Source organism: Pseudomonas sp. HMSC063H08 (assembly GCF_001813645.1).
In the GTDB taxonomy this organism is placed as follows: Bacteria; Pseudomonadota; Gammaproteobacteria; order Pseudomonadales; family Pseudomonadaceae; genus Pseudomonas; species Pseudomonas aeruginosa.
In genome coordinates, this window is the sequence record NZ_KV813476.1 from 161,791 (window position 1) to 185,369 (window position 23,579).

At 61.5% G+C, this 23,579-nt stretch carries 20 protein-coding genes and 1 pseudogene; 5 read left to right on the top strand and 16 right to left on the bottom strand.

From position 1 onward, the window contains the following. Positions 1-15 precede the first annotated feature (15 nt). On the bottom strand, positions 16-1,074 hold the full coding sequence (gene nadA, locus HMPREF2924_RS19985; protein ID WP_003112547.1) for a quinolinate synthase NadA: 1,059 nt from the start codon (positions 1,072-1,074) through the stop codon (positions 16-18). 749 nt (positions 1,075-1,823) lie between these two features. On the opposite strand from nadA, the gene mvfR reads away from it, so the two are divergent. Beyond that, a complete protein-coding gene (mvfR, locus tag HMPREF2924_RS19990; protein ID WP_003108614.1) occupies positions 1,824-2,822 on the top strand; it encodes a multiple virulence factor transcriptional regulator MvfR in 999 nt (332 codons plus the stop codon). Here the strand turns inward: mvfR and phnB are convergent. The 7 genes from phnB to pqsA all read right to left on the bottom strand — a co-directional run bounded on the left by phnB (position 2,775) and on the right by pqsA (position 10,456). Further along, positions 2,775-3,377, bottom strand: a complete 603-nt coding sequence (phnB, locus tag HMPREF2924_RS19995; protein ID WP_003086250.1) for an anthranilate synthase component II — start codon at positions 3,375-3,377, stop codon at positions 2,775-2,777. The two genes, mvfR and phnB, sit on opposite strands and share 48 nt — an antisense overlap. Continuing rightward, positions 3,355-4,947, bottom strand: coding sequence for an anthranilate synthase component 1 (locus tag HMPREF2924_RS20000; protein ID WP_003134044.1), 1,593 nt, complete (start codon positions 4,945-4,947; stop codon positions 3,355-3,357). The genes phnB and HMPREF2924_RS20000 overlap by 23 nt, the downstream gene beginning before the upstream one ends. A gap of 116 nt (positions 4,948-5,063) precedes the next feature. Further along, complete coding sequence (gene pqsE, locus HMPREF2924_RS20005) at positions 5,064-5,969, bottom strand: 2-aminobenzoylacetyl-CoA thioesterase PqsE (protein WP_003134045.1); 906 nt, start codon at positions 5,967-5,969, stop codon at positions 5,064-5,066. Then, positions 5,963-6,976 carry an anthraniloyl-CoA anthraniloyltransferase gene (pqsD, locus tag HMPREF2924_RS20010; RefSeq protein WP_003086245.1) on the bottom strand — a complete coding sequence of 338 codons (1,014 nt, stop codon included), beginning with the start codon at positions 6,974-6,976 and terminating at the stop codon, positions 5,963-5,965. Before pqsD ends, pqsE begins: the two co-directional genes overlap by 7 nt. A 42-nt stretch (positions 6,977-7,018) precedes the next feature. After that, complete coding sequence (pqsC, locus tag HMPREF2924_RS20015; RefSeq protein ID WP_003108612.1) at positions 7,019-8,065, bottom strand: 2-heptyl-4(1H)-quinolone synthase subunit PqsC; 1,047 nt, start codon at positions 8,063-8,065, stop codon at positions 7,019-7,021. Then, on the bottom strand, positions 8,058-8,909 hold the full coding sequence (gene pqsB / locus HMPREF2924_RS20020; RefSeq protein WP_003108611.1) for a 2-heptyl-4(1H)-quinolone synthase subunit PqsB: 852 nt from the start codon (positions 8,907-8,909) through the stop codon (positions 8,058-8,060). The genes pqsC and pqsB overlap by 8 nt, the downstream gene beginning before the upstream one ends. Beyond that, positions 8,903-10,456, bottom strand: coding sequence for an anthranilate--CoA ligase (pqsA, locus tag HMPREF2924_RS20025; protein WP_003134046.1), 1,554 nt, complete (start codon positions 10,454-10,456; stop codon positions 8,903-8,905). Before pqsA ends, pqsB begins: the two co-directional genes overlap by 7 nt. Positions 10,457-11,013: 557 nt before the next feature. On the opposite strand from pqsA, the gene HMPREF2924_RS20030 reads away from it, so the two are divergent. Further along, positions 11,014-11,535, top strand: coding sequence for a methylated-DNA--[protein]-cysteine S-methyltransferase (locus HMPREF2924_RS20030; protein WP_003086236.1), 522 nt, complete (start codon positions 11,014-11,016; stop codon positions 11,533-11,535). Between the two features lie 79 nt (positions 11,536-11,614). Here HMPREF2924_RS20030 and HMPREF2924_RS20035 read toward each other — a convergent pair whose 3' ends face one another. The 4 genes from HMPREF2924_RS20035 to HMPREF2924_RS20050 all read right to left on the bottom strand — a co-directional run bounded on the left by HMPREF2924_RS20035 (position 11,615) and on the right by HMPREF2924_RS20050 (position 16,440). Beyond that, the gene (locus tag HMPREF2924_RS20035; RefSeq protein WP_003134047.1) at positions 11,615-14,134 is read right to left on the bottom strand and encodes a fimbria/pilus outer membrane usher protein; all 2,520 of its coding nucleotides are present in this window, start codon (positions 14,132-14,134) and stop codon (positions 11,615-11,617) included. A 95-nt stretch (positions 14,135-14,229) separates the two neighbouring features. Next, entirely contained in the window at positions 14,230-14,943 is a 714-nt protein-coding gene (locus HMPREF2924_RS20040; protein WP_003134048.1) for a fimbrial biogenesis chaperone, read from the bottom strand. Between the two features lie 57 nt (positions 14,944-15,000). Then, on the bottom strand, positions 15,001-15,618 hold the full coding sequence (locus tag HMPREF2924_RS20045) for a fimbrial protein (RefSeq protein WP_003086231.1): 618 nt from the start codon (positions 15,616-15,618) through the stop codon (positions 15,001-15,003). A gap of 444 nt (positions 15,619-16,062) precedes the next feature. Then, positions 16,063-16,440 (bottom strand): Hpt domain-containing protein, encoded by a 378-nt coding sequence (locus tag HMPREF2924_RS20050; RefSeq protein WP_003134050.1) that lies wholly within the window; start codon positions 16,438-16,440, stop codon positions 16,063-16,065. Between the two features lie 598 nt (positions 16,441-17,038). Between HMPREF2924_RS20050 and HMPREF2924_RS20055 the strand changes: the two genes are divergently transcribed. Both HMPREF2924_RS20055 and HMPREF2924_RS20060 read left to right on the top strand, forming a co-directional pair. After that, positions 17,039-17,677, top strand: coding sequence for an NUDIX hydrolase (locus HMPREF2924_RS20055; RefSeq protein WP_003086228.1), 639 nt, complete (start codon positions 17,039-17,041; stop codon positions 17,675-17,677). Positions 17,678-18,063: 386 nt separating this feature from the next. Further along, entirely contained in the window at positions 18,064-18,624 is a 561-nt protein-coding gene (locus tag HMPREF2924_RS20060; protein WP_003108605.1) for a hypothetical protein, read from the top strand. Positions 18,625-18,744: 120 nt separating this feature from the next. On the opposite strand, the gene HMPREF2924_RS20065 is transcribed toward HMPREF2924_RS20060, so the two are convergent. The 4 genes and pseudogenes from HMPREF2924_RS20065 to HMPREF2924_RS20080 all read right to left on the bottom strand — a co-directional run. Next, positions 18,745-19,149 carry an acyl-CoA thioesterase gene (locus tag HMPREF2924_RS20065; RefSeq protein ID WP_003108604.1) on the bottom strand — a complete coding sequence of 135 codons (405 nt, stop codon included), beginning with the start codon at positions 19,147-19,149 and terminating at the stop codon, positions 18,745-18,747. A gap of 394 nt (positions 19,150-19,543) precedes the next feature. Then, a complete protein-coding gene (gene spcU, locus HMPREF2924_RS20070) occupies positions 19,544-19,957 on the bottom strand; it encodes a CesT family type III secretion system chaperone SpcU (RefSeq protein ID WP_003134054.1) in 414 nt (137 codons plus the stop codon). Beyond that, positions 19,954-22,017: a type III secretion system effector cytotoxin ExoU gene (gene exoU / locus HMPREF2924_RS20075; protein ID WP_003134060.1), complete on the bottom strand. Its 2,064-nt coding sequence runs from the start codon at positions 22,015-22,017 to the stop codon at positions 19,954-19,956. The genes spcU and exoU overlap by 4 nt, the downstream gene beginning before the upstream one ends. A gap of 136 nt (positions 22,018-22,153) precedes the next feature. After that, positions 22,154-22,730 (bottom strand): annotated as a pseudogene (locus HMPREF2924_RS20080) (integrase core domain-containing protein); the annotation flags it as partial. 370 nt (positions 22,731-23,100) lie between these two features. On the opposite strand from HMPREF2924_RS20080, the gene HMPREF2924_RS20095 reads away from it, so the two are divergent. Beyond that, a partial coding sequence (locus tag HMPREF2924_RS20095) for a ParA family protein (RefSeq protein ID WP_141765551.1) occupies positions 23,101-23,579 on the top strand: 479 nt, incomplete at its 3' end.

Sequence of the window (23,579 nt, forward strand, 5' to 3'; positions counted from 1 at the left end):
ACGCCCTCGCCAGGATCAGGCGTTCCCGGCCTGGCGCAGGCGCGCGGCCTGGGTGAAGTCGAGCATGCGCTTGAGCGGACGGACCGCCCGCGGGATCAACGCCGGGTCGACGAAGATTTCCCCGCTGCCCTCGCGCAGGCAGGCCAGGGTCCGCTCGAGCGTGTTCATCGCCATCCACGGGCAGTGCGCGCAGCTGCGGCAGGCGGCGCCGTTGCCGGCGGTGGGGGCCTCGATGAAATCCTTGTCCGGGCACAACTGCTGCATCTTGTAGAAGATGCCGCGATCGGTGGCGACGATGAAGGTCTTGTTCGGCAGGGTCTGCGCGGCCTTGATCAACTGGCTGGTCGAGCCCACGGCATCGGCCAGCGCGACCACGCTTTCCGGCGATTCGGGGTGGACCAGGATGGCGGCGTCCGGGTAGAGCGCCTTCATGTCTTCCAGCTGCTTGGCCTTGAACTCCTCGTGGACGATGCAGGCGCCGTCCCAGAGCAGCATGTCGGCCCCCGTCTCGCGCTGGATGTAGCGTCCCAGGTGCTGGTCCGGTGCCCAGAGGATAGGCTCGCCGTTGTCCATCAGGTGTTCGACGATCTCCACCGCGCAACTGGAGGTCACGACCCAGTCGGCGCGTGCCTTCACCGCCGCGGAGGTGTTCGCATAGACCACCACGGTCCGTTCCGGGTGCTGGTCGCAGAATGCCGAGAATTCATCCACCGGGCATCCCAGGTCGAGCGAGCAGGTCGCTTCGAGGGTCGGCATCAGCACACGCTTCTCAGGGTTGAGGATCTTCGCCGTCTCGCCCATGAAGCGCACCCCGGCCACGACCACCGTCTGCGCCGGATGCTGGTTGCCGAAACGGGCCATCTCCAGCGAATCGGATACGCAACCGCCGGTCTCCTCGGCCAACGCCTGGATCACCGGGTCGCAGTAGTAATGCGCCACCAATACAGCATTTTGCGCCTTCAGTTCGGCCGCGATCGCCGCGCGATGCTCGGCGCTCTCCTGCTCGCTCAACACGCGGGGTTGCTTGGCGGCCAGGTGGGCCTGGACCAGGAGTCGTTCGGAAATGTGCGTCATAGTCGCTACACCTGAAGGCGCAACAGCGCGTCTCTCGATTTTATACCCGGCGGCAGGCTGGACCGCCGGGAGCTGACGATTGCAGGTTTCGGGCACGGCACCCGCGACACCCTCGAGCGAAGCTCGGGGTATCCGCCTGCAAGGCCGCGGATTCTAACCGCATAGGTCGCGCCAGGGCCATCCCGGCGTCCGTACCGGCCTGGCCGGTGGCTACGCTAACAAAAGACATAGGTTTCGGTCGTTAGACCTACGCGACATAATTTTTTCGTTTCTTAGAACCGTCCCTAGCTCGGCTCGCTCCACGACCGAACACGACATGCCGGCATGCCAGCGTTAATACTTTGGTATTAGTCCCTTGGTATTAGCGTTAAATAACCGGTAAATATCCGGATTTTCTTTTCGTCGAATTTACGAGCAATATGAAACATATTTCGTTGAAATAAGCTCTTCTTTCACATAATTATAAAAATATCCTGAAACAGAGCCGTCATCCCTCACCTCCAAAACGACGACTCCCCGTGCCGTGCGCCCGCCGCGCAGAAAGCGAGCCGGCGGCCGATTCCACCCTCGCACGCCAGCCCTTGCGCTTCACTGACCGACGGGAGGTTTCCCCGATGAAAACGTCATCCAGAAGACAAGTTGAAACACTCGGGCGCTATCTATCGAGTCCTCGACGCTTCTTCCACAGTAGCGGCAACCTGACCCGATCAAGGGAAGCGGCACGCGCCACCCAATAAAAGGAATAAGGGATGCCTATTCATAACCTGAATCACGTGAACATGTTCCTCCAGGTCATCGCCTCCGGTTCGATTTCCTCCGCTGCGCGGATCCTGCGCAAGTCGCACACCGCGGTCAGCTCGGCGGTCAGCAACCTGGAAATCGACCTGTGCGTGGAGCTGGTCCGTCGGGACGGCTACAAGGTCGAACCCACCGAGCAGGCGCTTCGCCTGATCCCTTACATGCGCAGCCTGCTGAACTACCAGCAGCTGATCGGCGACATCGCCTTCAATCTCAACAAGGGTCCGCGCAATCTCCGGGTGCTGCTGGACACCGCCATCCCGCCGTCGTTCTGCGATACGGTGAGCAGCGTACTGCTCGACGATTTCAACATGGTCAGCCTGATACGCACCTCGCCCGCCGATAGCCTGGCGACGATCAAGCAGGACAACGCGGAAATCGATATCGCCATCACCATCGACGAGGAACTGAAGATCTCCCGCTTCAACCAGTGCGTGCTCGGCTACACCAAGGCGTTCGTCGTCGCCCATCCGCAGCACCCGTTGTGCAATGCCTCCCTGCACAGCATCGCGAGCCTGGCCAATTACCGGCAGATCAGCCTCGGCAGCCGCTCCGGGCAGCATTCGAACCTGCTGCGGCCGGTCAGCGACAAGGTGCTCTTCGTGGAAAACTTCGACGACATGCTGCGTCTGGTGGAAGCCGGCGTCGGATGGGGCATCGCGCCGCATTATTTCGTCGAGGAACGCCTGCGCAACGGTACCCTGGCAGTCCTCAGCGAACTCTACGAACCGGGCGGCATCGACACCAAGGTGTATTGCTACTACAACACCGCGCTGGAATCCGAGCGCAGCTTCCTGCGCTTTCTCGAAAGCGCCCGCCAGCGCCTGCGCGAACTCGGCCGCCAGCGTTTCGACGATGCGCCGGCCTGGCAACCGAGCATCGTCGAAACGGCGCAGCGCCGCTCAGGCCCGAAGGCGCTCGCGTACCGCCAGCGCGCCGCACCAGAGTAGAGCGTTCTCCAGCAGACGCTGGCCGTGGGTGGTGAGAATCGACTCGGGATGGAACTGCAAGCCCAGCTGTCGATTGCGCGGATCGGCCATCGCCATGATCTCACCATCGGCATCGGCCAGGCAGTCGAAACCTTCCGGCAGGCGACTGACCACCAGCGAGTGGTAGCGCGCGACGCGCAGGTCAGCGATGCCGTCGAACAGCGGGTGATGCTGATCGAAACGCAGGGACGTGCTCTTGCCATGCAGCGGTTTCCTCGCCTCGCCCACCGCGCCACCGGCGGCCAGCGCCAGCGCCTGGTGGCCGAGGCAGACGCCGAGCACCGGCAAGCGCCCGCGGGCCCAGGCGAGCAATTCCAGCATGCAGCCGGCGTCTTCCGGCCGACCGGGCCCCGGCGACAGCACCAGCAGTTCGCAACCGTCGGCCAGCAATGCCGCCTGGATCGTCGGCAACGGCGTATCGTTGCGCATCACCCGGACCTCCGCGCCGAGCAGGCAGAACTGCTCGACCAGATTGTAGGTGAAGGAATCGAAGTTATCCAACAGCGTGATGCGCATCGCGCTCTCCCCTTTCGCGTTCGGCAGCGGCCACGGCGGTCAGCACCGCCAGCGCCTTGTTGCGGGTTTCCTCGGCCTCCAGCCGTGGATCCGAATCCAGCACCACGCCGGCGCCTGCCCGGACCCGCGCGATACCTTCGCGGACCTCGGCGGAGCGGATGACGATGCTGGTATCGAGGTTGCCGGCGCTGTCGAGAATGCCGATCGCGCCACCGTAGCTGCCGCGATAGCCATCCTCGTACTGCCGCAGCAACTGCATGGCACGGACCTTCGGCGCACCGACCAGGGTGCCCATGTTCAGGCAGGCACGGTAGGCATGCAGCGCATCCAGTTCGCCATGCAGTTCGCCAGCCACGCGCGAGACCAGGTGCATCACGTGGCTGTAGCGATCCACCTTGAGCATGTCGCGCACCTGCCGCGTACCGCTGCGGCAGACCCGCGCCAGATCGTTGCGCGCCAGGTCGACCAGCATCATGTGCTCGGCGATCTCCTTGGCGTCCAGGCGCAACTCCGCTTCCAGGCGATTGTCCAGTTCCGCATCGATGGCGCCCCGGGCATCGCGTCCGCGCGGGCGAGTGCCGGCGATGGGGTAGAGTTCCACCTCGCGACTCTCCGCGTCGTACTTCAATGCCGACTCCGGCGAAGCGCCGAACAGGCAGAAGTCCCCCGCATCGAGGAAGAAGCGGTACGGGCTGGGGTTGCGCAGGCACAACTGGCGATAGGCCCGCCAGGGGTCCGCGCACGGCATGCTGAAGCTGCGCGACGGTACGATCTGGAACACGTCGCCGGCCCTCACGTGGGCCTGCAGGCGCTCTACCTGGCGGGCAAAGCTCGCATCGTCCAGGTCGACCTGGTAGTTGCCGGCCCGTACGCCTGCCACCGGCGACTCGGAAGCCTCCTCCACGGCGCCATGGAATTCGTCGGCACACTGGCGCAGGCTGGCGGCCAACCGGTCGTGCCCGGCCGGATCGTGGACGAACGCCTGCAGCGAAGTCCGGCGCGCCAGGTGATCGATGTCCAGCAGCAACTCCGGCACCAGGAACAGGTAGTCCGGGCAATGCCGCGCAGGTTCGGCCGGCGCCGGCAAGGGTTCGAACTGCTCGGCCAGGTCGAAGCTGAACAGGCCGCCCAGCAGCGCGGGCCCCTCCGCGTCGCCCAGCGTTCCGAGCACGCGGCGCAGCGCCTCCAGGCTGGACAGGCCATGCAGGCGTCGCCACTCGTCCGCATGCGACTCTTCCTGGGGGAAGCGCCAGTGCAGGGTGTCGCCGTCACGCAAGCAGGTGACCTGGGCCGGACAGGCCTCGCTCAACGGTGCCAGCAAGGCGCGTCCGTTGGCGTTCAACGCCCGCAGCACTACATCGCGCCCCCAGCACTCGATGCGCAGGCAGCTGGAAAGGATCGCCACGCTACGCCGCGCAGCCTTGCTGTCCACGTCGAAGCAGTCGAACAGCATCCGGTTGGCGCCGGCCATGCGCCAGATCGACAGCGCCTCCGGCCCCAGCGTGCGGTACTCCAGACTTTCTTCCAGTCGATAGCCAACCCCGCTCACGAGCCATCTCCCCGCGCCCATGGGCGACTGGCCTGCGCGACGCTAGCGCGCAACGGCATGTTCATCATCGATAACCCCCTTTTCCCCCAATTGCGACCGCTGCCGTCGGCGGCGATCGCCGCAATGGATGTCCCGCCTCAGTCCAGAGGCAGCGCCTGGCGGGAGAGAATCTCCAGCATCCGGCGCATGCTCCCCAGGTGCAGTTCGCCGGGCAGGAAGTCGACGCTCTGCCCACCCCAGGCGCGGTGCAGCTCCTCGCTCAGTTCGTCGAGGGACTCGCCCATGGACTGGCGCCAGAGCAACCGCCGGCACAGGCGCAGACACTCGGTATAGGCCGACTCGGCCCCATCCGCGGCCAGCCGCCCCCGCAGCAGGCCGCCGTGTCCCGGGATCAGCTGCAGCAGGGTCGGCAGACGCTGCAGACGTTCCAGGGACTCCAGGTAAGCCTCCATGTCGTCGAACACCAGCGGCCGCCACACCCCCTCTGCCTCGTCGAACTCGCCCAGGGCATCGCCGCAGAACAGGCGTCGGCGTCGCACGTCGTAGAAAACCACGTGATCGTCGCTGTGGCCGTGGGCCTCTATGACCTGCAGGCGATGCCGCGGTCCCAGCTCCAGCCACTCGCCGTCGGCTACCGCGCGAACCGGCAGAGCGTCCGAGGCACAGGCCTCGGGCAACCGCTGCTCCGCACGCAACAGTTGCCGGTTCAAGCGCTCGACCACCCGCACCGCGCTTTCCGACTTCCAGGCCTGGCAGGTCCGCTCGGACGCCAGGACCTGTACGTTCGGCAACCGCGGACACAGGTAGGGCAGCAGGCCGCAGTGGTCATAGTGCTTGTGGGTGATCAGCCAGTAGTGCACCTGGGACGGGTCGGCGACCCAGCGGCACAGGTCCGCCCAAACCAATTCGGCATCCCGGCTGATCCCTCCTTCAACCAGCGCCCAGCTCGCCTCACCGAGACGCAGCAGAAACACCGGCACCTGGACGTCCCCCAACAGGCACAGGTCATCATCCAGTTGACCGGGAGCCGAAAGCCTCAACATGGCCGGTTCACCTCCTCAGGTTTACGGTACAGCGCCGCGCCCCAGGTCGCGCCGGAACCGTAGGTCAGGACCAGCACCCGCTGTCCGGGCTGGATGTCCGGCCAGAACATCGCCAGCGTGACCGGGGTCGAGGCCGAAGCCATGTTGCCCAGACGATCCACGGTCACCGCGAACTTGTGCTGGGGAATGCCCAGTTGCTCCTGCACCGCATCGAGGATGCGCAGGTTCGGTTGATGGCAGATCACATGGTCGATGTCGTCCAAGGTCAGCTCATGGGCCACGAGCATTTCGCCGGCGATCCGTACCAGGGTCTGGCTGGCATGCTCGAACATCGGCCGGCCGCGCATGAGGAACTCGCCCCCGCCCTCGCGCAGGACGTTCTCGTCGAGGAAGGTCGGCGAGGCACTACCCGGCGCCGCGGTCATCAGCAGGTCGAAGTAGTTGCCGTCGGCGCCCAGGCGCAGGTCCAGCAGTCCGTCTTCGAGACTCTCGCCGGCGCTGACCACCACCGCGCCGGCACCGTCGCCGAGCAGGATCGACAGGTTGCGGCCGCGGTCCGAACAGTCCATGCGCTTGGACAGCACCTCGCCGCAGACCACCAGGACATGCCGTGCCAGCCCGGCGAGGATCTGCCCGCGAGCCATCTGCAAGCCGTACAGCAACCCGCTGCACTGTGCCCGGATATCCAGCACCGGGATGTGCCGCAGGCCCAGCAGCGGCTGGATCAGGCAGGCCTGGGACGGGTCGTGGTGGTCCGGCGACAGGGTGTTCACCAGCAACAGGTCGATGTCCTCCGGCAGCAGCCCGGCAGCCTCGATGGCCTGGCGCGCCGCCGGTACCATCAGCGCGCTGACCGCCTGTTCCGGCTCGACGTGATAGCGGGTGCGTACGCCGGTGCGTTCAACGATGAACTCATCCGACGTGTTGATGCGCCCTACCAGGTCATGATTGCTGACCTGGCGTTTCGGCAGGCTGAAACCCAGCCCGGCCAGGATCGGATTACCCATGTACAGCCCTCCTCGGACACCGTGGTTCAACATGGCTATGCCTCAGCACACCAGCACCTCGCCCAATTGCCAGACCTGGGCGGCGAAACCCCAGCCGGTGGCTGCGCCGGCCATGACGATACGATCGCCGGGGCGGATCTTGCCCTCGCGCAGGCCGGTCATCAGGGTGTACGGGATGGAAACGGAGATCATCACGCCGGTATCGCCCATCGTCAGCTGGTACTGCTCCGGACGGGCACCGATGCCCTCGGCCCAGGCTTTGACCAGGAACGGCGCTGGCTGGTGGAAGACGAAATAATCGATGTCATCGCTGCCCAGGCCGGCCTTTTCCAACGCCCGGCGCATCGCGATCGGCACGTTGGTCGGGACGAAGCTGGCCATCTTGTTCTGGCCGTCGCTGAACAACGAGAAATACAGCCGCGGCTTGGCCTCGCCGGTCGGGTTTTCCGGCAGGCGCCAGCGACCGGTGGCCACTTCATAGAACGTGGCGTCGCTGTGTTCGGCCGAAGCCAGCAGATCGCAGCTGTCGTCGTCGCCGCGGGTCAGCAGGGCCACCGCGCAGCCATCGGCGAACAGGGTCGAGGTACGCGAGGTGAAGTCGAGCAGGTTGGAGATGTACTCGCTGCACACCACCAGCACTTTCTCGGCCTTGCCCTGGCGGATCATGCTCGCTGCCAGGCGCAGGTTGAGCAGGAAGCTGGCGCACTCCATCTGCGAATCCAATGGCAGCGCCCGGCTCAGGCCGAGCTGCTTGGACAGCACGTTGGCCATGCGCGGATAGAGACGCCCGCGCAGGTCCGGCAGGACATCGCCGGCGTCGGTCATGATCGGCGAGGAAGCCGAACAGATCAGCATGTCCACGCTATCCGGCGCGGTATCGCTGCTGCGCAGCAGGCGCTCGGCGGCCCGGACCACCAGGCTGAACTCGTTCTCACCGTTCCGCGGGTCGAAATAGCCCCGCCGATTGACGCCCCAGAATTGCCACCAGGACTCGCTGAGGTCCGGTACCGCAGCGAACACCGGATCGTCGTTTTCGTAGCTGCGAGCCGGAAGTTCACAGGTGATCGCTGCCAGTTTGACCTTATGCATGAGCTTCTCCCGCCAGTTCCAGGGTCACGCCCTCCACCACCATGCCGAACGGATCGAAGCTGATGAGCAGCAGTTCATCCAGACGGTCGCGCTGTGCCGCGCGCAGTTGCGACGCCAGCTCGAACGGCCCCAGGCAACGACCATCGGGCCGTCCCTGGCCGAACCATTCCTCGCGCACCCAGTTCAGTTGCGGGAAGTCCCCGGCCAGACGGGTGAATCCGGCGCGTACCGCTTCGGGCAATCCAGGTTGGGCCGGCAGGTTGAGGTGCCCCTTGACGTCGCCTACCTGGCGAATATCGGTATTCAGCGGAATGCTCAGCGGCAGCCATTCCTGCGCCGGATCACCGCCCAGCGCACCGCGACGGAACGCGGCCTTGCCGGTCGGCCGGCAGAGCAGCGCCAGGGCGCCGTCGGCAAGGGCGAAGCCGGACTCGCTGTCCACTTCCAATCCCTGGCTGGATTCGCCGCGCACGACCAGGACGTTGCGATAGCCCTGGTCGCTGGCGAGGGTATCGACCACGTAGAGGGCGCGAGCCAGGCTCGAGTCGGTGAGGTCGAAGACATGCGCGCGATTCGCGCCGAGGACCTTCTGCAACGGATGGCCGATCTTCGGCGCCATGATGTCGCGGTTCTCGATCAGATGGTCGGGAGACAGGGCGAGGCCGACGATCAGGTCGATCTCCTCGGGCTTGACCGCCGCCTCGTCCAGGGCTTCGCGAACCGCCGGCAGCAAGCGCTGCATCAGCATCTCGTCGCCCTGGGCGCGAGGGCGTTCGCCTCCCAGCGGCCCCTCCAGACACACATAGGATGGGGGCAGGTTCACCCCCACAGCCTGAATCAACATGCCCGTTCCTCCGGAAGGTTGTCGTGATAAAGGGTGTCGGCCAGGTGGCGCAGCTCGGCGCGCGCCAACTTTCCGTTGTCGTTGCGCGGCAAGGCCGGCAGCACATGCAATTGGCTAGGCAGCATGTGCGAGGGAATCTGTTCGGCGAGATGCTGGTCGATACGCTGCGCCAGCAGGATCTGGTTGTCGTCCAGCGGAGTGGCCAGGGTGACGAACAGGGTCGGACGCAAGCCGTCGTGCAGCCGGCAGGTAGGAACCAGAACCGCCTCGCTCACTTCCGGCAGATGACGGCAGATCGCCTGCTCGACCTGGGTCGGCACCACCCAGCGGCCATTCACCTTGAACAGATCGTCTTCCCGCCCACAGTGGCGGTAGGCACCCGACTCGTCGCGCTCGAACAGGTCGCCGGTGCGATACCAGCCACCTGCGAAGCGCGCCTGCTGCTCTTCGCTGGCCCGCCAGTAACCCGGACTCAGCCCAGGGCCACGCACCAACAGCACGCCTTGCTGGCCCGCTTCCTCGATAGTGTGTCCTTCGCGGTCCACCAGCCGGCACTCATAGCCAGGCAACGGCAGCCCGGTGCTGTCGGCACGCGCCTGCCCCGGGCGGTTGGCGAGGAACACATGGCCGACCTCGGTAGCCCCGATGCCGTCGCAGATCTCCAGCCCGTGCGCGGCCCAGAATTCGAACTCGCCGCGCGGCAGCGGCGAGCCGGCGGAAAACGCCAGGCGCACGCTGCTCAACAGCTCCCTGGCCTGCGCACGCAGCGAGGCATAGATGGCTGGCACCCCAAACAGGACCCAGGGGCGGAAGGCGACCAGGTTCTCCAGGACCCGCTCCGGGCTCGGCCAGGTATCGTCGAGCAGCGCCGAGGCTCCGCTGAACCAGGGAAAGAACAGGCTGTTGCCCATGCCATAGCCGAAGAACATCTTGGGAATCGAATACAGCCGGTCCCCCGCCTGCAATGCCAGCAGCTCCGTAGCGAACGCCCGACAGAATCCGAGCGTGTTGCGCAGGCTGTGCATCACCCCCTTGGGCGCCCCGGTGGAACCCGAGGTGTATTGCAGGAAACAGGCTGCCGCCGGGTCCTGGCGATGGAAGGCACTCCAATCGAGGTCCGCAGGACCGACCAGCGCGTCCAGCGAGAAATCGTCGAGCAAAGGGCGACCGGCGGCCGCACGCAGGGTCAACGGCGCCAAAGGACCGCTCAGCGACGGTGCATCGGCTTCACGCACCACCAGGCTGGCCTGGCAGTCGGCAGCGATATCGGCCAGGGCCTGCTCGCGGGACTTGGGGTTGATCACGGCGGGAATGGCGCCGACCGCGATGCAGGCCAGGAACAGGCAGGCCAGCGAAGGCGAGTCGTTCAACGCCAGCACCACGCGATCGCCGGGCTTGAGCAGGCGGGCCAGTTGGCTGGCCTGGGAGAGAATGTAGGTCCGGCATTGCAGCCGGCTGAGAGTCTGGCCCCGATAGTGATAAACGGCGGTATCGGGATCGAAATCGAGGCGGAACAGAACCTCGGTCAGGTTGGCCAATGTGGACATGACAGAACGTTCCCTCTTCAGCGATATGCATCCGGATCAGGAGATACCTGAGCCAGAGCGCTTGCTTTGTCAGGAACGGGAAACTAGCGGCGCTGGGCGAAGCGCGATATTCGGAGTCCGAACGAAAAAGTTTCGGGGAGAAGAACCACGGGCTTCGTAGGCCGCGGCAATCGGCGCGATCCAAACCGCGAGAAATTTGGCACACCCACCGGGCTGCGCGGGATCCGAGAACGGCAACCAAGCAAGAAGGGCGGCAGCCTTTTTACGCAAGAGCCCATTGGCCAGACAAAAACCGTTACAACCCTTGCTCGAGGCCTCGTCCGAACCCATGAGATGGCAAACCAATGACAACCCACTTTGCTCGGCAAATCGCCTCCCAGATCTCACAGTTCGAGGCGCTCGGCCTGGGCTCCAAGGGGGCGACGGCATGCCTGGAAGCAGGCGGCCATCCATCGGGCCGATAGCGCTCCGCCCCGCCTCGCCTGCCATTTGCAGGCTTCCCTGTTGAAATCCCATTGCGTAGTACATTGGGCGAGCCTGCCGAAGAGGACACCTACATGCCCCATAGCTACAGGAAAATGGAATCGCCGGTCGGGACACTGACCCTGGTAGCCAGGGACGATGCCTTTCTGGTCGCGATTCTTTGGCAGCATGAGCGTCCCAACCGAGTACCGCTGGACGAGATGCGGCTCTCCGAGGACAGCTCCCTCCTGGCGGAAACCGAACGCCAGTTGCGGGAATATTTTTCCGGCAAACGTTCCCGGTTCGAACTCCCGCTCGACTTCCAAGGTACCGAATTTCAGAAAAAGGTCTGGTCCGCCCTGCTCACCATTCCATTCGGCGAGACCCGCAGCTATACGGAAATAGCCGTGCAGATCGGCAGCCCCAACGCAGTACGGGCGGTTGGAGCCGCCAACGGACGGAACCCACTGTCCATTGTTGCACCTTGCCATAGGGTGATCGGAGCCTCTGGCGGCCTCACCGGTTTCGCCGGTGGGTTGGCCGCCAAGCAGTGGTTGCTGCGTTTGGAAACCCGAGGCAGGACACCAGACCTGTTGAGCATGATCGAGGACGAGTGAGCTGCCGCTTGCCCTCGCGCCCGGTGTTCACCGGAAAAATCCTCGCCTTTTGACTTGACCCGACTGCAGCGGGGACATTTCAGATCGAGGACCGACGGCAACTGAGCGCAACTCGTTCGTACGTCAGGTCCTTGTTCCTGGGCGGCAACTGATAGTCGACGGAACAGGAGCCATCGCTCCAGCGAATGGACAGGCGCCCCTGGTCCTCGATACCGAACACCAGCAAACGGGACAGGTTGTCGACCATTCCCACGACCCGCTCTTCCTTGTCGTATGCCTGTGCACCGAAGGGAATCTTTCCTCCAGACTCCATGCTCAGGACGAACTGCACCCGCCGACCGGACTCCGCGGAGAAACGCTTGGCAACCACGGCGCCCCGGGTCGGCACGGCCATTTGCGTGCTGTCGCTGATCTCGGTATCGCTTCCAAGGGTATTGGTATCCAGGTTCACCCAGTTGTAACGATAGGGTTGCATGTAGGGGAGCACGGCATAGCCACGGCCGTCGGTGCGAACCGAAGAGTAGCCGTCGAGGCCGACGCCGCCAACCTCCGGAACCTCCACCAGGCCGAACGTTTCCCCCACCGGCTGGCCGAAGGTCACTCCCCCCGGATGCACCACTACCGAACCGCTTGCTCCCAGGTTGATCTGCTTGTTGTCACGCCCCTGGCTGTAATTGGCGGACAACTTGGCCTTGGACGTGTCCCAACCCAGGCCGACGCTGCCGGAGTTGCCGCCGTCCTTGCTGTAGTTGGCCTGTGCGCTGTAGTTGAACGCATTGGCTTCATCCAGGTATCCGGAGATACCGGTGTTCAGACTCGAATCACCATGCTGTGAACTCACGGCATTGGCATATACCTGACTGGAGCGTGCGCTACCGCCCAAGGGGATGCTGACGGAGGCCGTGAACTGGGTATCGGAGCGCCCGAACGACCCCGTCTCCTGGGTACGGGAAACCGCCAGGCTGTAGCTCGCGCGCTTGATGCCGCTGCTGAAGCCGAACTGCACGCGACGGCTGCTGCCGGGGCGATTCCAATATGTGGTTTCGCCCGCCGTGAGATAGAGCGAACTGCGTCGGAACAGCGTCTGGTTCACCGTCAGGTCTATGCGGCTCTTCTGCCGACTGGAACTTGAGCCATAGAGGTAGCTCTCGTCGGACATGTCGTCGATATGCTGGCTGAGAGTACGGTAGCCTTCCGTGGAATAGCGATAGCCCACCACGGTAAAGCTGGTTTCGGTGGCGTTGATGGTCTTGGAATAGAGAAGCCGCAGACTCTGCCCCTGGTTGCGCCCACCCCGTCGCGTGCGGGACTGGCTATGGGTCACGTCCGCAGAAAGACCGCCCAGGGGCGTGTTGAAGCCGAGGCCCAGGTTGGTGGCATTGTACTTCTCCGCAGCCAGCAGGCCGCCAAAGCCGGTAACCCTGTCGGACAAGCCATACACAGCCGATCCCTGGAGCAGGTTGACCGACGGCTGGCCGTCATTATGGTATTCACCGGCGGCCAGGCCATAGCGCAGGTTCCCCTTGCGGGTCATGACCGGCAGGTAGGAATAGGACTGCTTGAAGGACCGCTGGCGTCCGTCCGCCTCGATGATCTTGACCTCCAGGTCGCCATTGGAGCCGCTGGGATAGATGTCGGTGATCTCGAACGCACCGGGCGGTACGTTGGTGGAATAGATCACGAAGCCATTCTGACTCACCTCGACCGTCGCATTGGTTTCAGCGATACCGCGCACCACCGGGGTATAGCTGATCTCGTTGTCGGGCAGCATGCCGATATCGGATTGCAGTTGCACGCCGCGCATACGCACGCTCTCGAAAGCATCCCCCTGAGCGGAGGTATACAACTCACCGAGGGACAAGGTCCCCTTCAGGGCACGAATGTCACGTTCCACATAGGTACGGTTGCTACTGAACTTGTTGCGCATGCCGGTACCTCCGCTCAGGGAAGAGTCGTTGCGCAGGCGCCAGCCAAACAGGTTGAAGCCGTTGCGCAGACCCAGGTAGCGGTAATCGCTGTTCTGGCCAAAATTGGTGTTGCGCGTGAAGTTGGCCTGGTAGTTGGAAAACAACGCGGTGACGCCGTCATCCCAAAGAGAGGGATCCACATAGCCACGCGAGTGCCGCTGTACATACAGCTGTGGAATGCTGACCAGCAGGGAAAGGCTGTTGACGTCGAACTCTACGGATGCACCGGGGATGAGTTCGGCGACATTCAGGGGCGTATTGTTTTCCAGGTTGGCCGGAATGAGCTTGTCCCGAGTCAGCCGGGCGATATCGACCCCAATCTCCTTGAGCAGGCCCATCCGAATGATCGGGCGAACGCTTCCGGTGTCGGGATCGGCACTGAACACGACATCTTCGCGTCGGATCATGATCTGGTTCAAATGAATGTCGACGCTGTAAGTGCCGGGCGACACCGAGTTGCCGTTCTCGAAATACTTCAGTTCAACGGGCGCCCCGCCCTCGTTGTTCAGGAACTCGGCGTTGAATTCCACCGCGGAAGTTACGGCAGGCAAAGCCAATCCCAAGGCCACGAGACAGGAAGACCTGGAATAGACGGACACCTTGAGGTCGAACCTTTTCCTAAATATGGCCACGCGAATATTCCTTGGACTAATTTCCGACAAACCGGAAAAACCCATCCATAGGGGAAGTTAAGAGCAGCTCTTCTGCCCTTCTGCTCTTCTGAGCTTCAGTCGGATAAGGAGCTGGAATGTTTATCGAGGCCGCCATAGTCATTTACGCTCTGGAACTCGATATTTCCAGAAACGCCGGGGGGAGTTCCCTTGATTTCGAATCGGCGACTCGACTTCGGCGCGACCATGTCGGCATCAACGACATAGGAGGCATTGCCAGCTTTTAATTTCACGTTGGCGAAAGAGACATGAAACGCAGTATCGTTGGAAACTTCGACAACCGACTTGCCACCCTGCCGAACAAGACGCCAGATCAACTTTCCAGGCGCTTCGGCGGAAGTTCCCGACAAGTTATCGGGGCGGTAGAAGACCTTGATACGCTGGCGCAAAGCTATCTGCAACGTATTAGCCGACGCAGATTTTTGCGGAATTTCCTGGACGTTCAGGCGGAATACGGATTCCCTGTCGCTCGGCAAGCCTTCCCCTTGAAACAGGATACGCAGGGTTTGCTGCTTGTTGCCTCCCAAACGACTTAGGGCAGGCGTGATGGCAAACGGGACCTCGCGATTATCTGCCCCATTATCAGCCTCTACCCAGGATTGAATCATCACGTCCTTGGAAGCCTGGTTCCTGACCAGGATTGCAGCCTCCTTGGCAGGCGCCTGCAGAACGACCCGGGTTCCTCCCAGTGTGATTCCCGCATTGGCAAGGGTGGAAAAAAGCAAAAGGATGCCACCCCAGATAACTCTGGAAGAAAATGGATATTTCATGACGAACTCACACCTCATGGAGCGGGGTATATACATACCCCGCCCATGTAGCAGAACTTAGTTGTATTCCAGGGTGAAGGGCAGGGAGCCGTTGGCAACACCTGCCGTAGCGGCCGCAGCGCCAGACTTTACGTAAGCAGCCCGCAGATTCAGATTGGCGCTGTAAAGGGTGATGTCTTGGCCTTCGCCATCTTTTTCAACCCTGGAATTCAAGGGTGCATCAATGGTCTCGTTCGCCGACAGGTTCAGCAGCTTGCCATCGGAACCATAGATGCCAATACCGACGCCAGTGGCAGTGGAGTCTTTACCAAGCTTCAGCAGGCTTTCGTTGTGCGAATCGATGCCGGTACCGGACATCGGGTCGAACTTCAGCTTCACGGTGGTCAGACCGGTACCGGTCTTGCCACAGTCCAGGTTCAGATTCAGGCTGGTACCACCAGCGATGCTGCCGCCCGCGGTGCCGCTCAGCGAGTCGATGCTGATCTTGCCGAGGTTTACGTCGATGGTCTGGTTGCCCGCTGCACCGCCAACGGTGGTGCCAGCACCTCCAGTGATGCTGCAAGCGGCCGCGGTGATTTCACCTTTGAAATTGATGGTGCCGTCTGCCGCCATGGCATTGCCGACGACCAGGCTGGCTACTGCGGCAGCCAGAATGCTTTTCATGGAAATGGACACGATTGAGCTTCCTTTTGACAGTGAAAGTGTTGCGATTTTTGAACTCTATAAGAGCCAGCAACATTCTCCGAAAAGCCGAATAGAACGACAACGAAGCACTTCCCAGGCAATCGTGTGAAACTTCCCCAGTGCTTGTATGAAGTTTCCTACAAGCGCCAAAAACCTCGTAGTTAAAAACCCTCCGACACCACAAGCTCGCTGCCACCAACAGCCAAAGACAATGAACGATCCGAAAGAAGCGCCATCAGCTTCGATAGCGCCTCTTATATGGAAGAATGAAAAACCAAGACAAATCAAAGCAAACCCAGCAAGTACCCAATTACCCCATTGCCCCAGCAGCAAACGCGGAGCTTATGGGTTCGAGAAATCCATGCTGGAGAATAGAGGCGATTCAGGTTATGGAGAGACCTGAACAGCTTCTGAAAGTTCTATCCGTCCCGATCTCTAGAGCCTTGCCAATTCGGTTGAGATACTGATTTCGAACGCACTTAGTTTGCCTTCCAATGAAGAGGCCAGATTGGCTATCCGCTCGGAAGACTCCGATGGGTTCTGGCAAGCCTTTTCAAGGCAGGAACAAGACTCGACCAATAGGCTGCTGCCCACCACCCTCGCAGCCCCTTTTATCCTGTGCGCAAGTTCGGCCACTCCTTGCAGGTCTGCGAGTTCAAGCAATTCCGCCAACCGAGTACGATCATCCCGACTGCTGGCCAATAAAGTTTCCAGCAACCGCCGCAATGCAGCCGGCTCGCCGCCGGTAATGGCCTCCAGCGAACGAATGTCGAAAAGACTTTCCATCGGCGATTCCGAACCAAGCGCTTTCATACAGACTCCATCGATATGCTTAAAGGAAGGTCACTGCGCATTGCGCTGTCCCGCCTGCGGGACTCCAGGCATCCGTAGAACGACAAGGCCGTATATGCCGTCCGGGCCAGTTATCCGCAAGCAGCATAAGGGAATTGCCTCCGCCTCTGCCGTCCAAACAGGGGAGCATCGCTTGTTGCGCCTCATCGAACGGCCCCAAACGGCCCTGGAAACGCTCATGGCCGGCACGGAGTCTACCTTTGCCAGCCGACCGCAGCCGGCCCGACCGCTCGTTTCGGGGAGGGAAACTCCTACGGTAAGTCTGTGCGAAGAGGCGTCATCAGTTGCGACCGCCTGACGGTTCGAAGCGAACCTGGCAGTGGAGCCATCGCTGCGACACGCGAACCTGGGTTACGCGCATGTGTTGGAAAGCGACGGTCGCAACCAGGGTTTGATGAACCACTATTGGCGTGCACAGGCATACGAGGAAGACGCAGGGAACACCTGGTTGAAAACCAGCTCTACAGATCATCGAGCAGCGAGGGTTCTATCTATGGCACAACCATTGGACGGCTCGCACGACGCGGACCACCCGAAGGCCGAAAAAACGGAAGGAAAGGTGCCATCGGTCAGCGATCCCAGGGCCCTTGCCCATCTTCTGGAATTGATACTGTCCACCGCCCAGGCCGGTCTCGCCTTTTCCAAGGACCGCTTCGACATCGGACGCTTTCGCGCGCTCCAGCATGCCGTCGCCGAATTCATCGCCAGCGACCAGGGGGTAGCGTACGAACGGGTCGAGAACTGGATCGCCCTGGACAGCCACTACCCGACCCCGAAACTGGACGTCCGTGCGTTGATCCTCGACTCGCAACAGCGGGTCCTGCTGGTCCGCGAGGCCTCGGATGGTCGCTGGACCCTACCGGGCGGCTGGTGCGACGTAAACGAGTCGCCGGCAGATGCGGTAGTTCGCGAAACCCAGGAAGAGAGCGGACTGGAAGTCCGAGCGATACGCCTGTTGGCATTGCTGGACAAGCACAAGCATCCCCACCCTCCCCAACTGCCGCATGCGTTGAAAGCTTTCTTCTTCTGCCACGTCACCGGTGGCAGGCTTCAGCAACAAACGGACGAAACGTCGGCGGCCGAGTACTTTCCGGTGGACGCCTTGCCGCCGCTTTCCGAGCACCGGGTACTGGCCTCGCAGATCCAGACGTTATGGCAGCGAATCCGCGCAGGAACGCCAGAGGCGCTTTTCGACTAGGCTGCAGACCTCATGGAGTCATCGCGCGGCAGACGGCCTGACCCCAACGGCGTCCAGCAGGCGCACCCGGCAGATCGACCGACCAGCCGATGAGCGCCTGCCGCCCTCCCCCATCGCCGGCAGCTTGACGCCGCCAACAGCGGTGCAGCGTGCCTTCCGAGCAGTAAAGCCAGCCCGTCGTTCTCGCTCGAATGCGTGCCGGAGCGCACCCGAGGCGTCAGCCGCCCGACCATCCCGAACGTGCCGATAGAGCAAGCTCCGAGCGAGTTTCCCCCGCTTCGTCCATAGCTCATCCGTGCTAGTCGACCCTCACCTTGGGATGCACCTATGATTCGTCCCTTGGATGACCCTCCGCGGTCGGGAACAAGACATTCAAGGACGAACTCATGGGCAAACCATTCCTTCATGCTCGGCGCTGGCTGCTGCCGCTCGCCTTCATCTGCACGGCAACGACTGCGGTCGCCGAAAGCACCGGCGACTACTGGATCGTCTACGGCAAGGGCGAACGCTACAACAACGAGGTATTCGTCGCCAACGCCACCGGCATCTTGCAGCAACCCAAAGGTATCCAGTCGGCGCAGATCATCCAGCTATTCGAAGACCGGTCGATGCCGACGCTGACGGCCTACGAGGTCCAGTTCAAGTGCAAGGAGCGCAGGGTTCGCTTCGACAACGCGCGCGCCATGCGCCGCATCGACAACGTCATCACCAACGTGAAAACCGTCGACGGCTGGATCGACCCGGAGAAATACGATTATTGGCTGCAACGCTCGTTCGCCTTCGTCTGCGCCCCGGCCATCCGCGACAACAACCAGATGTTGCCGCTGGGCAAGATGCCCATTGCGCGCATGGTGCAGACCGTCCAGGCAATGTTCGTCGAACTGCAGGGCGTCCAGGCCAAGAAACAGACCATGCGCGATCTGGATGCGATGCTCGGCAACGAGTAGAAATGAAGGAAGGCGGCTTGCCGCCCTCCTCCGGAGCGCCACGGAGCAGGTCAGCGGCATGCCGCTCGCAGCGTCCTGCCGGCCGTAGCCAGCGCCGCGACGAATAGCCAGAATGTGTCTCTATGCGAGGAGCGCGCGGAGCTGCGCGGGGACTTCCATGACTTCGCGGGTATCCGGGGAGACACAGACCTGCGTCAGACTCGCAGTGAACGCCACCACGTCCGGCGAAAGACGTCCTTCGACTGAAAACGAGAAAGAATGCGTCCCCACGTTCGACACACCCACTCGCAGCGTGAGTTCGTCGTCCCAGGTGACCGGATGCAGGAATTCCAGGGAGAACGCTCTCGCCGGGGGAAGAATCCTGAAACCCAGGAGGGTTCTGAGCCCCGGGCCTCCCAGCCAGACCCCGAGCGCCTCCTGCACCGCTTCCAGCACGAAGTATGAAAAACGTGGCGTATAGACGATCCCTTCGGGATCACAGTCGCCAAACAGTACCGTTCTTTTTATGAAAACCGGGGTCGGCATCGCGTCACTAATCCAGTCGCGAGGAAAGGAGCTTCACTCTATGAAAGTCAAGGCCCACTGACAAATCCTCGGATAGCCATGCACCTGTTCACCAGGCTGCATGGAAGCAGACTGGCAGGCACACGACTGTGGTTGCCAGTGCCGATATAACTGGCGAAAGCACGAAACCAGCCGCTCGTTCTGGCGCGCTGTGGATCGGATATCCGGACTCCAGAAACAGAAAAGCCCACCTCGAGGGCCTCGGCTCGTTGAACCAGGATGGGGCTCGGTAGAAATGGTGTTGGCACGACAACTCATTGCAGCATGAACAGATAGGCCACCTTCGGGTGGCCCATCTATTAGAGAAATTACCAACTGCGGATTTTATTGGCAGTATCGCTCCTTCCCCTTGCGTTCAAACGAACACTAACGCGCTGGTTTGTATCTGAGCTGGAACCAACTCACCCGTGGGCTCTAGCAATGGCACTAATCGTGAATGTCCTTCCCGCAGCCTATCGTGCAAGCGGTTCAGTGCATCCACATCGTCAACGCCATCACGTGCCTCAGCCCAGAGCACAAGTCTACCGGCATCGTCCGCCGCAAGTTTCACCGGTGCCAAGGATGAGAATGGAGAGTTCACTTGTAACAATTGCAAGATCACACCCAGCGGTAACCCTGAAGGCACAAGTCCCAACTCGACGACGAAAAGCCAACCGCCCTCGAGGCGCTCCATAACCAGTTCCGGTCCCTCTGCCGGTTGCAGCCGCAACGTGGCATCGTTGCTCGAGGGAAGTCTCAAGCCCCACTGTGCCAGCCATGTATCAATCATGTGAACTCCTTATTCCGCCAAGCCTTAGCCATCTCAACGGTAGTCGAACTCAAGGGTTTGCCGAAACGCAGGAAGCCTCGTGCCGAGTAGTTGTCGACGATATCGTTCAGCGCTTGATTGATTTCCGCCGGACTGGTGGCATGCCGTAGCTGCTCCTCCGCCCGACGTAACAGAGCTACGTTGGAATCCGGCTGGCCAGGGCGATACAGAGAGGGGAAGATAACTTCCTTACGAATGTTCTCGGCAATAACCGCCACTTTGCGGCGCTGCGCCTCTGCTAACGCAGCGGCGAGCACCGGCGACTGCACCGTCTGCCCGCGCATGGCATCGAGTAACTGCTGATGATCAACGTTATCAGCATGGTTCAACTCAGCTGCCAACCATGCTAGGCGTTCCGGAGTATCTGCCAGCGCATCGAGTCGCTGAAGAGCGGAGCGCATAGCCTCGTCCAACTTGAGCCTACCCGCCAAGCCATTGGCGCTAACGATAGCGACAGTCAGCTCGGTGAACGCATCCCGCGCCTTCTGGCGAAAAGCCACCGCCCCGTCTGTGATCTCCGGGTTCTGTTGAGCAACACTGGTGAGCATACTGTCATCAAGTGCCAGCAGCGCCTCGTCGAGAGAAGCGAAGGTATGACGCTCTGAAGCCTGAAGACGTTTCTCCAGATGTTCACCGACTCGCTCCTGGAGGCGCTCCTGAAGATGCGCCTTGATCTCGTCCGGCATGGTGAAGTTCAAGGTGCCACCGAGCATGCCACTGAAATCACCGCGCTCGCTCTTCAACGGCACCACAACGGTTTGCTCGCGCAATTCCTCCAGGCCCTCGAGCTGCAGCATTTCGCGCGCCTGCAGGGCAGGCACCCCGACGACCCAGCCCTTGAGCGCGCCGCCCCTAGTACCTCGGTCGGGCGCTACCTCCCCAGCTTCGCCCTCGAACTCAAGGATCAGGTTGTCGTTGCGCCGCAGTGGCCCGCTGTCAAAATTCTTGTCGATCATCTCAGGGACCGGCACGTTAATCATCACCCCGCCATCCTGGAATTCTGTCCACTCTACGCCGGCCTGGTACGGCTGATCACTCAAGCTGACCTTCTGGAACACTCCTGGGAAGGAACCGGAGATATGTGCCGCCTGGGCGACCTCCAGATCCGGTGTGTGGCTGGCATTGAACACCACTAATTGCGGACGCCCCTCGAACATGGCCGTACCTGTGATGTTCAGCGTCTTAATCTGGGGAATGTAAGCACTCAACCGATCTAGATCGCCAAAGGTGACTCCGGAGCCGGACTGCAATCTGCTGGCGATGGCGGCAACGGTCGGCTGGCGTGCAACCTCTGGATGCGTAGCGATCTGTCCGAGCACGGCCTTGCGTGTCTCGTCGCGCAATAGGCGTTCTAGGGGCTCAGCCCGCGAATCTATGCGTGGGAGTACATTGAGCAGCAACTCAGAGAAGCCGCCGATCTTGTTGCCCAAGCCCTTTTTCAGCGATGCGCCGATCTCGCTGCTAATGTGTTGGAACAGCTTCAGCTTCTTGTTCGAGCTATCGAGCAGCGAAATAAGATCCATCTTGTCGGAAAGGGTCTTGAACGCCGCCGGGCTCATACCTGAGGCCAAAAGGGCGGCGGTGATGCCGCCAGCGGACGAACCGGACATGCTGCGGATGCCATCGAGCATGCCTTTCTCTTCTAGCGCCAGCATTGCTCCCGGGTATGCCGCACCTTTGGCACCACCGCCGCTTAGGACCAGACTGGTCAATGGTGGCCGACTGAGCTGTAGCTCGGTGACTCCGTTCTCAAACTGGCGCAGAGTGATCTGCCGCGGCCCTGCCGAGTCAGTCAGAGTACGGGACTCCCCTTGCCCTTGGGGACTGCTGAAACGCACGTCACTAACGCTTTCCGGCAACTTCCCGGAAAGTATTCCCGGCGTGCTCTTTAGGGCAACCCCGAGACCTTGCCCTGAAGGTTCCTGACGCAAGCTGGCGGACTTATGCGCTGCCTGCGACGGGGTTTCGACAGGCTCCTGATTCAGCGAGGAGGCAGTAGCCCCCAACGATTGGATATGCATGTTCGCTCCTTGAAATACCGAGGGTTCGGAGCAAATATTAGGAAAACCGGCCATAAGGTTTTGCCAGTTTCGGACGTTTTTTTATCAGTTCGGACTGGCCTGCCCCCAGTTTTAGTACCGCTGCCTAGTTAGTAGGCTATGGGGTTGATATCAACTTTTCCCGCTTCAGCTGCTGCTGGTTGGTTCGCCACTTCGCAGCAAACTCTGCCGGGGAGAGATTGCCAATGGCGCTGTGTGGTCGGTGCTCGTTGTAATCCCGCCAAGCCGCGATACGGATTCTGGCTTCGACCAGCGAGCAGTGCTCATTGAGGCATTCGCCCCGGAACTTGCCGTTGAATGACTCGATGAAGGCGCTCTGCGTGGGCTGGCCAGGCTGAATCAGCTTCAACTTGATGTCACGCTGACAGGCCCACTGATCAAGCGCCTTGCCGGTGAACTCGGGGCCCTGGTCGGTGCGGATCGCCTGCGGGTAGCCGCGAAACCGCGCCACCGCGATCCTCCGCCGCCTCACCATCAAGCCGGCGGCTCGGTACAGCCGGTAAATCCGCTTGTGGTTGACCTGCACGCCACAGCAGGATGTGCAGGCGGCGTTAGCCACAGCGTCGATGCTCCTGGGCCAGTTCCACCAGTTGGGCGTGCAGCTCGGTCGGTACACTGGCCTCGACCCGCTTGAGGAAGTCGAGAAGAACGCTTCTGCACTGCCGTCTCCTGCTTGGAAAACGGACTCTACTAAGTTCAGCGTGGTACTGAAGTTGGGGAGCAGGTCACGTTTGCTACGCCTGCAGAATGGTTTCAGGTCCTTAGAAACAGAAAAGCCCACCTAGATAGGTGGGCTTTTCCATATTGATATCACATCGATACGGGCTTCATATTTGGCCCATACGGCTGTTGGACAAGTAAAAGGCGTAACACCCCTTTCTATATCTATGCAACACGCCGTAGAGAAATGGTGGGTCGTGTAGGATTCGAACCTACGACCAATTGGTTAAAAGACAATTGGCCTAGGTCTCTCTAGGAAGGGTTTTAAAGCCCCGTACCGATTTAGCTGAGCAGCCTCTAATGACCCCATTAGAGGCTATCTCAATGAAAGCGACCTCGGTTGTATCCACCAAGGGTGGTGTAGGGAAATCCACCACCGCCGCCAACCTCGGTGCATTTTGCGCCGATGCAGGCATACGAACCCTCCTCATCGATCTGGACCCCGTCCAGCCCTCCCTATCCTCGTACTACGAGCTTCCGGAAGTTGCCCAGGGCGGCATCTACGACCTGCTCGCCGCCAACATAACGGACCCGGCGAGGATCATCTCCAGGACGATTATCCCCAATCTGGACGTCGTGATTTCCAACGACCAGAACAATCAGCTCAACAACCTACTGCTCCAGGCGCCCGATGGCCGGCTACGCCTGGCGAACCTGATGCCCGCTCTGAAAGAAGGCTACGACCTGGTGCTGATCGACACCCAGGGTGCGCGCTCTGCTCTCCTCGAGATGGTGGTGCTGGCATCGGACCTGGTTGTTTCCCCCCTCCAACCCAACATGCTTACCGCCCGTGAGTTCAACCG

Excerpts from the sequence above, each read along its gene's own strand:
- HMPREF2924_RS20060 (WP_003108605.1), top strand. The coding sequence starts at position 18,064 with ATGGGCAAACCATTCCTTCATGCTCGGCGCTGGCTGCTGCCGCTCGCC.
- HMPREF2924_RS20065 (WP_003108604.1), bottom strand. The coding sequence starts at position 19,149 with ATGCCGACCCCGGTTTTCATAAAAAGAACGGTACTGTTTGGCGACTGT.
- HMPREF2924_RS20000 (WP_003134044.1), bottom strand. The coding sequence starts at position 4,947 with ATGGGCGCGGGGAGATGGCTCGTGAGCGGGGTTGGCTATCGACTGGAA.
- mvfR (WP_003108614.1), top strand. The coding sequence starts at position 1,824 with ATGCCTATTCATAACCTGAATCACGTGAACATGTTCCTCCAGGTCATC.
- HMPREF2924_RS20030 (WP_003086236.1), top strand. The coding sequence starts at position 11,014 with ATGCCCCATAGCTACAGGAAAATGGAATCGCCGGTCGGGACACTGACC.
- pqsA (WP_003134046.1), bottom strand. The coding sequence starts at position 10,456 with ATGTCCACATTGGCCAACCTGACCGAGGTTCTGTTCCGCCTCGATTTC.
- pqsE (WP_003134045.1), bottom strand. The coding sequence starts at position 5,969 with ATGTTGAGGCTTTCGGCTCCCGGTCAACTGGATGATGACCTGTGCCTG.
- exoU (WP_003134060.1), bottom strand. The coding sequence starts at position 22,017 with ATGCATATCCAATCGTTGGGGGCTACTGCCTCCTCGCTGAATCAGGAG.
- pqsB (WP_003108611.1), bottom strand. The coding sequence starts at position 8,909 with ATGTTGATTCAGGCTGTGGGGGTGAACCTGCCCCCATCCTATGTGTGT.
- pqsD (WP_003086245.1), bottom strand. The coding sequence starts at position 6,976 with ATGGGTAATCCGATCCTGGCCGGGCTGGGTTTCAGCCTGCCGAAACGC.
- phnB (WP_003086250.1), bottom strand. The coding sequence starts at position 3,377 with ATGCGCATCACGCTGTTGGATAACTTCGATTCCTTCACCTACAATCTG.
- nadA (WP_003112547.1), bottom strand. The coding sequence starts at position 1,074 with ATGACGCACATTTCCGAACGACTCCTGGTCCAGGCCCACCTGGCCGCC.
- pqsC (WP_003108612.1), bottom strand. The coding sequence starts at position 8,065 with ATGCATAAGGTCAAACTGGCAGCGATCACCTGTGAACTTCCGGCTCGC.
- spcU (WP_003134054.1), bottom strand. The coding sequence starts at position 19,957 with ATGATTGATACATGGCTGGCACAGTGGGGCTTGAGACTTCCCTCGAGC.
- HMPREF2924_RS20040 (WP_003134048.1), bottom strand. The coding sequence starts at position 14,943 with ATGAAATATCCATTTTCTTCCAGAGTTATCTGGGGTGGCATCCTTTTG.
- HMPREF2924_RS20050 (WP_003134050.1), bottom strand. The coding sequence starts at position 16,440 with ATGAAAGCGCTTGGTTCGGAATCGCCGATGGAAAGTCTTTTCGACATT.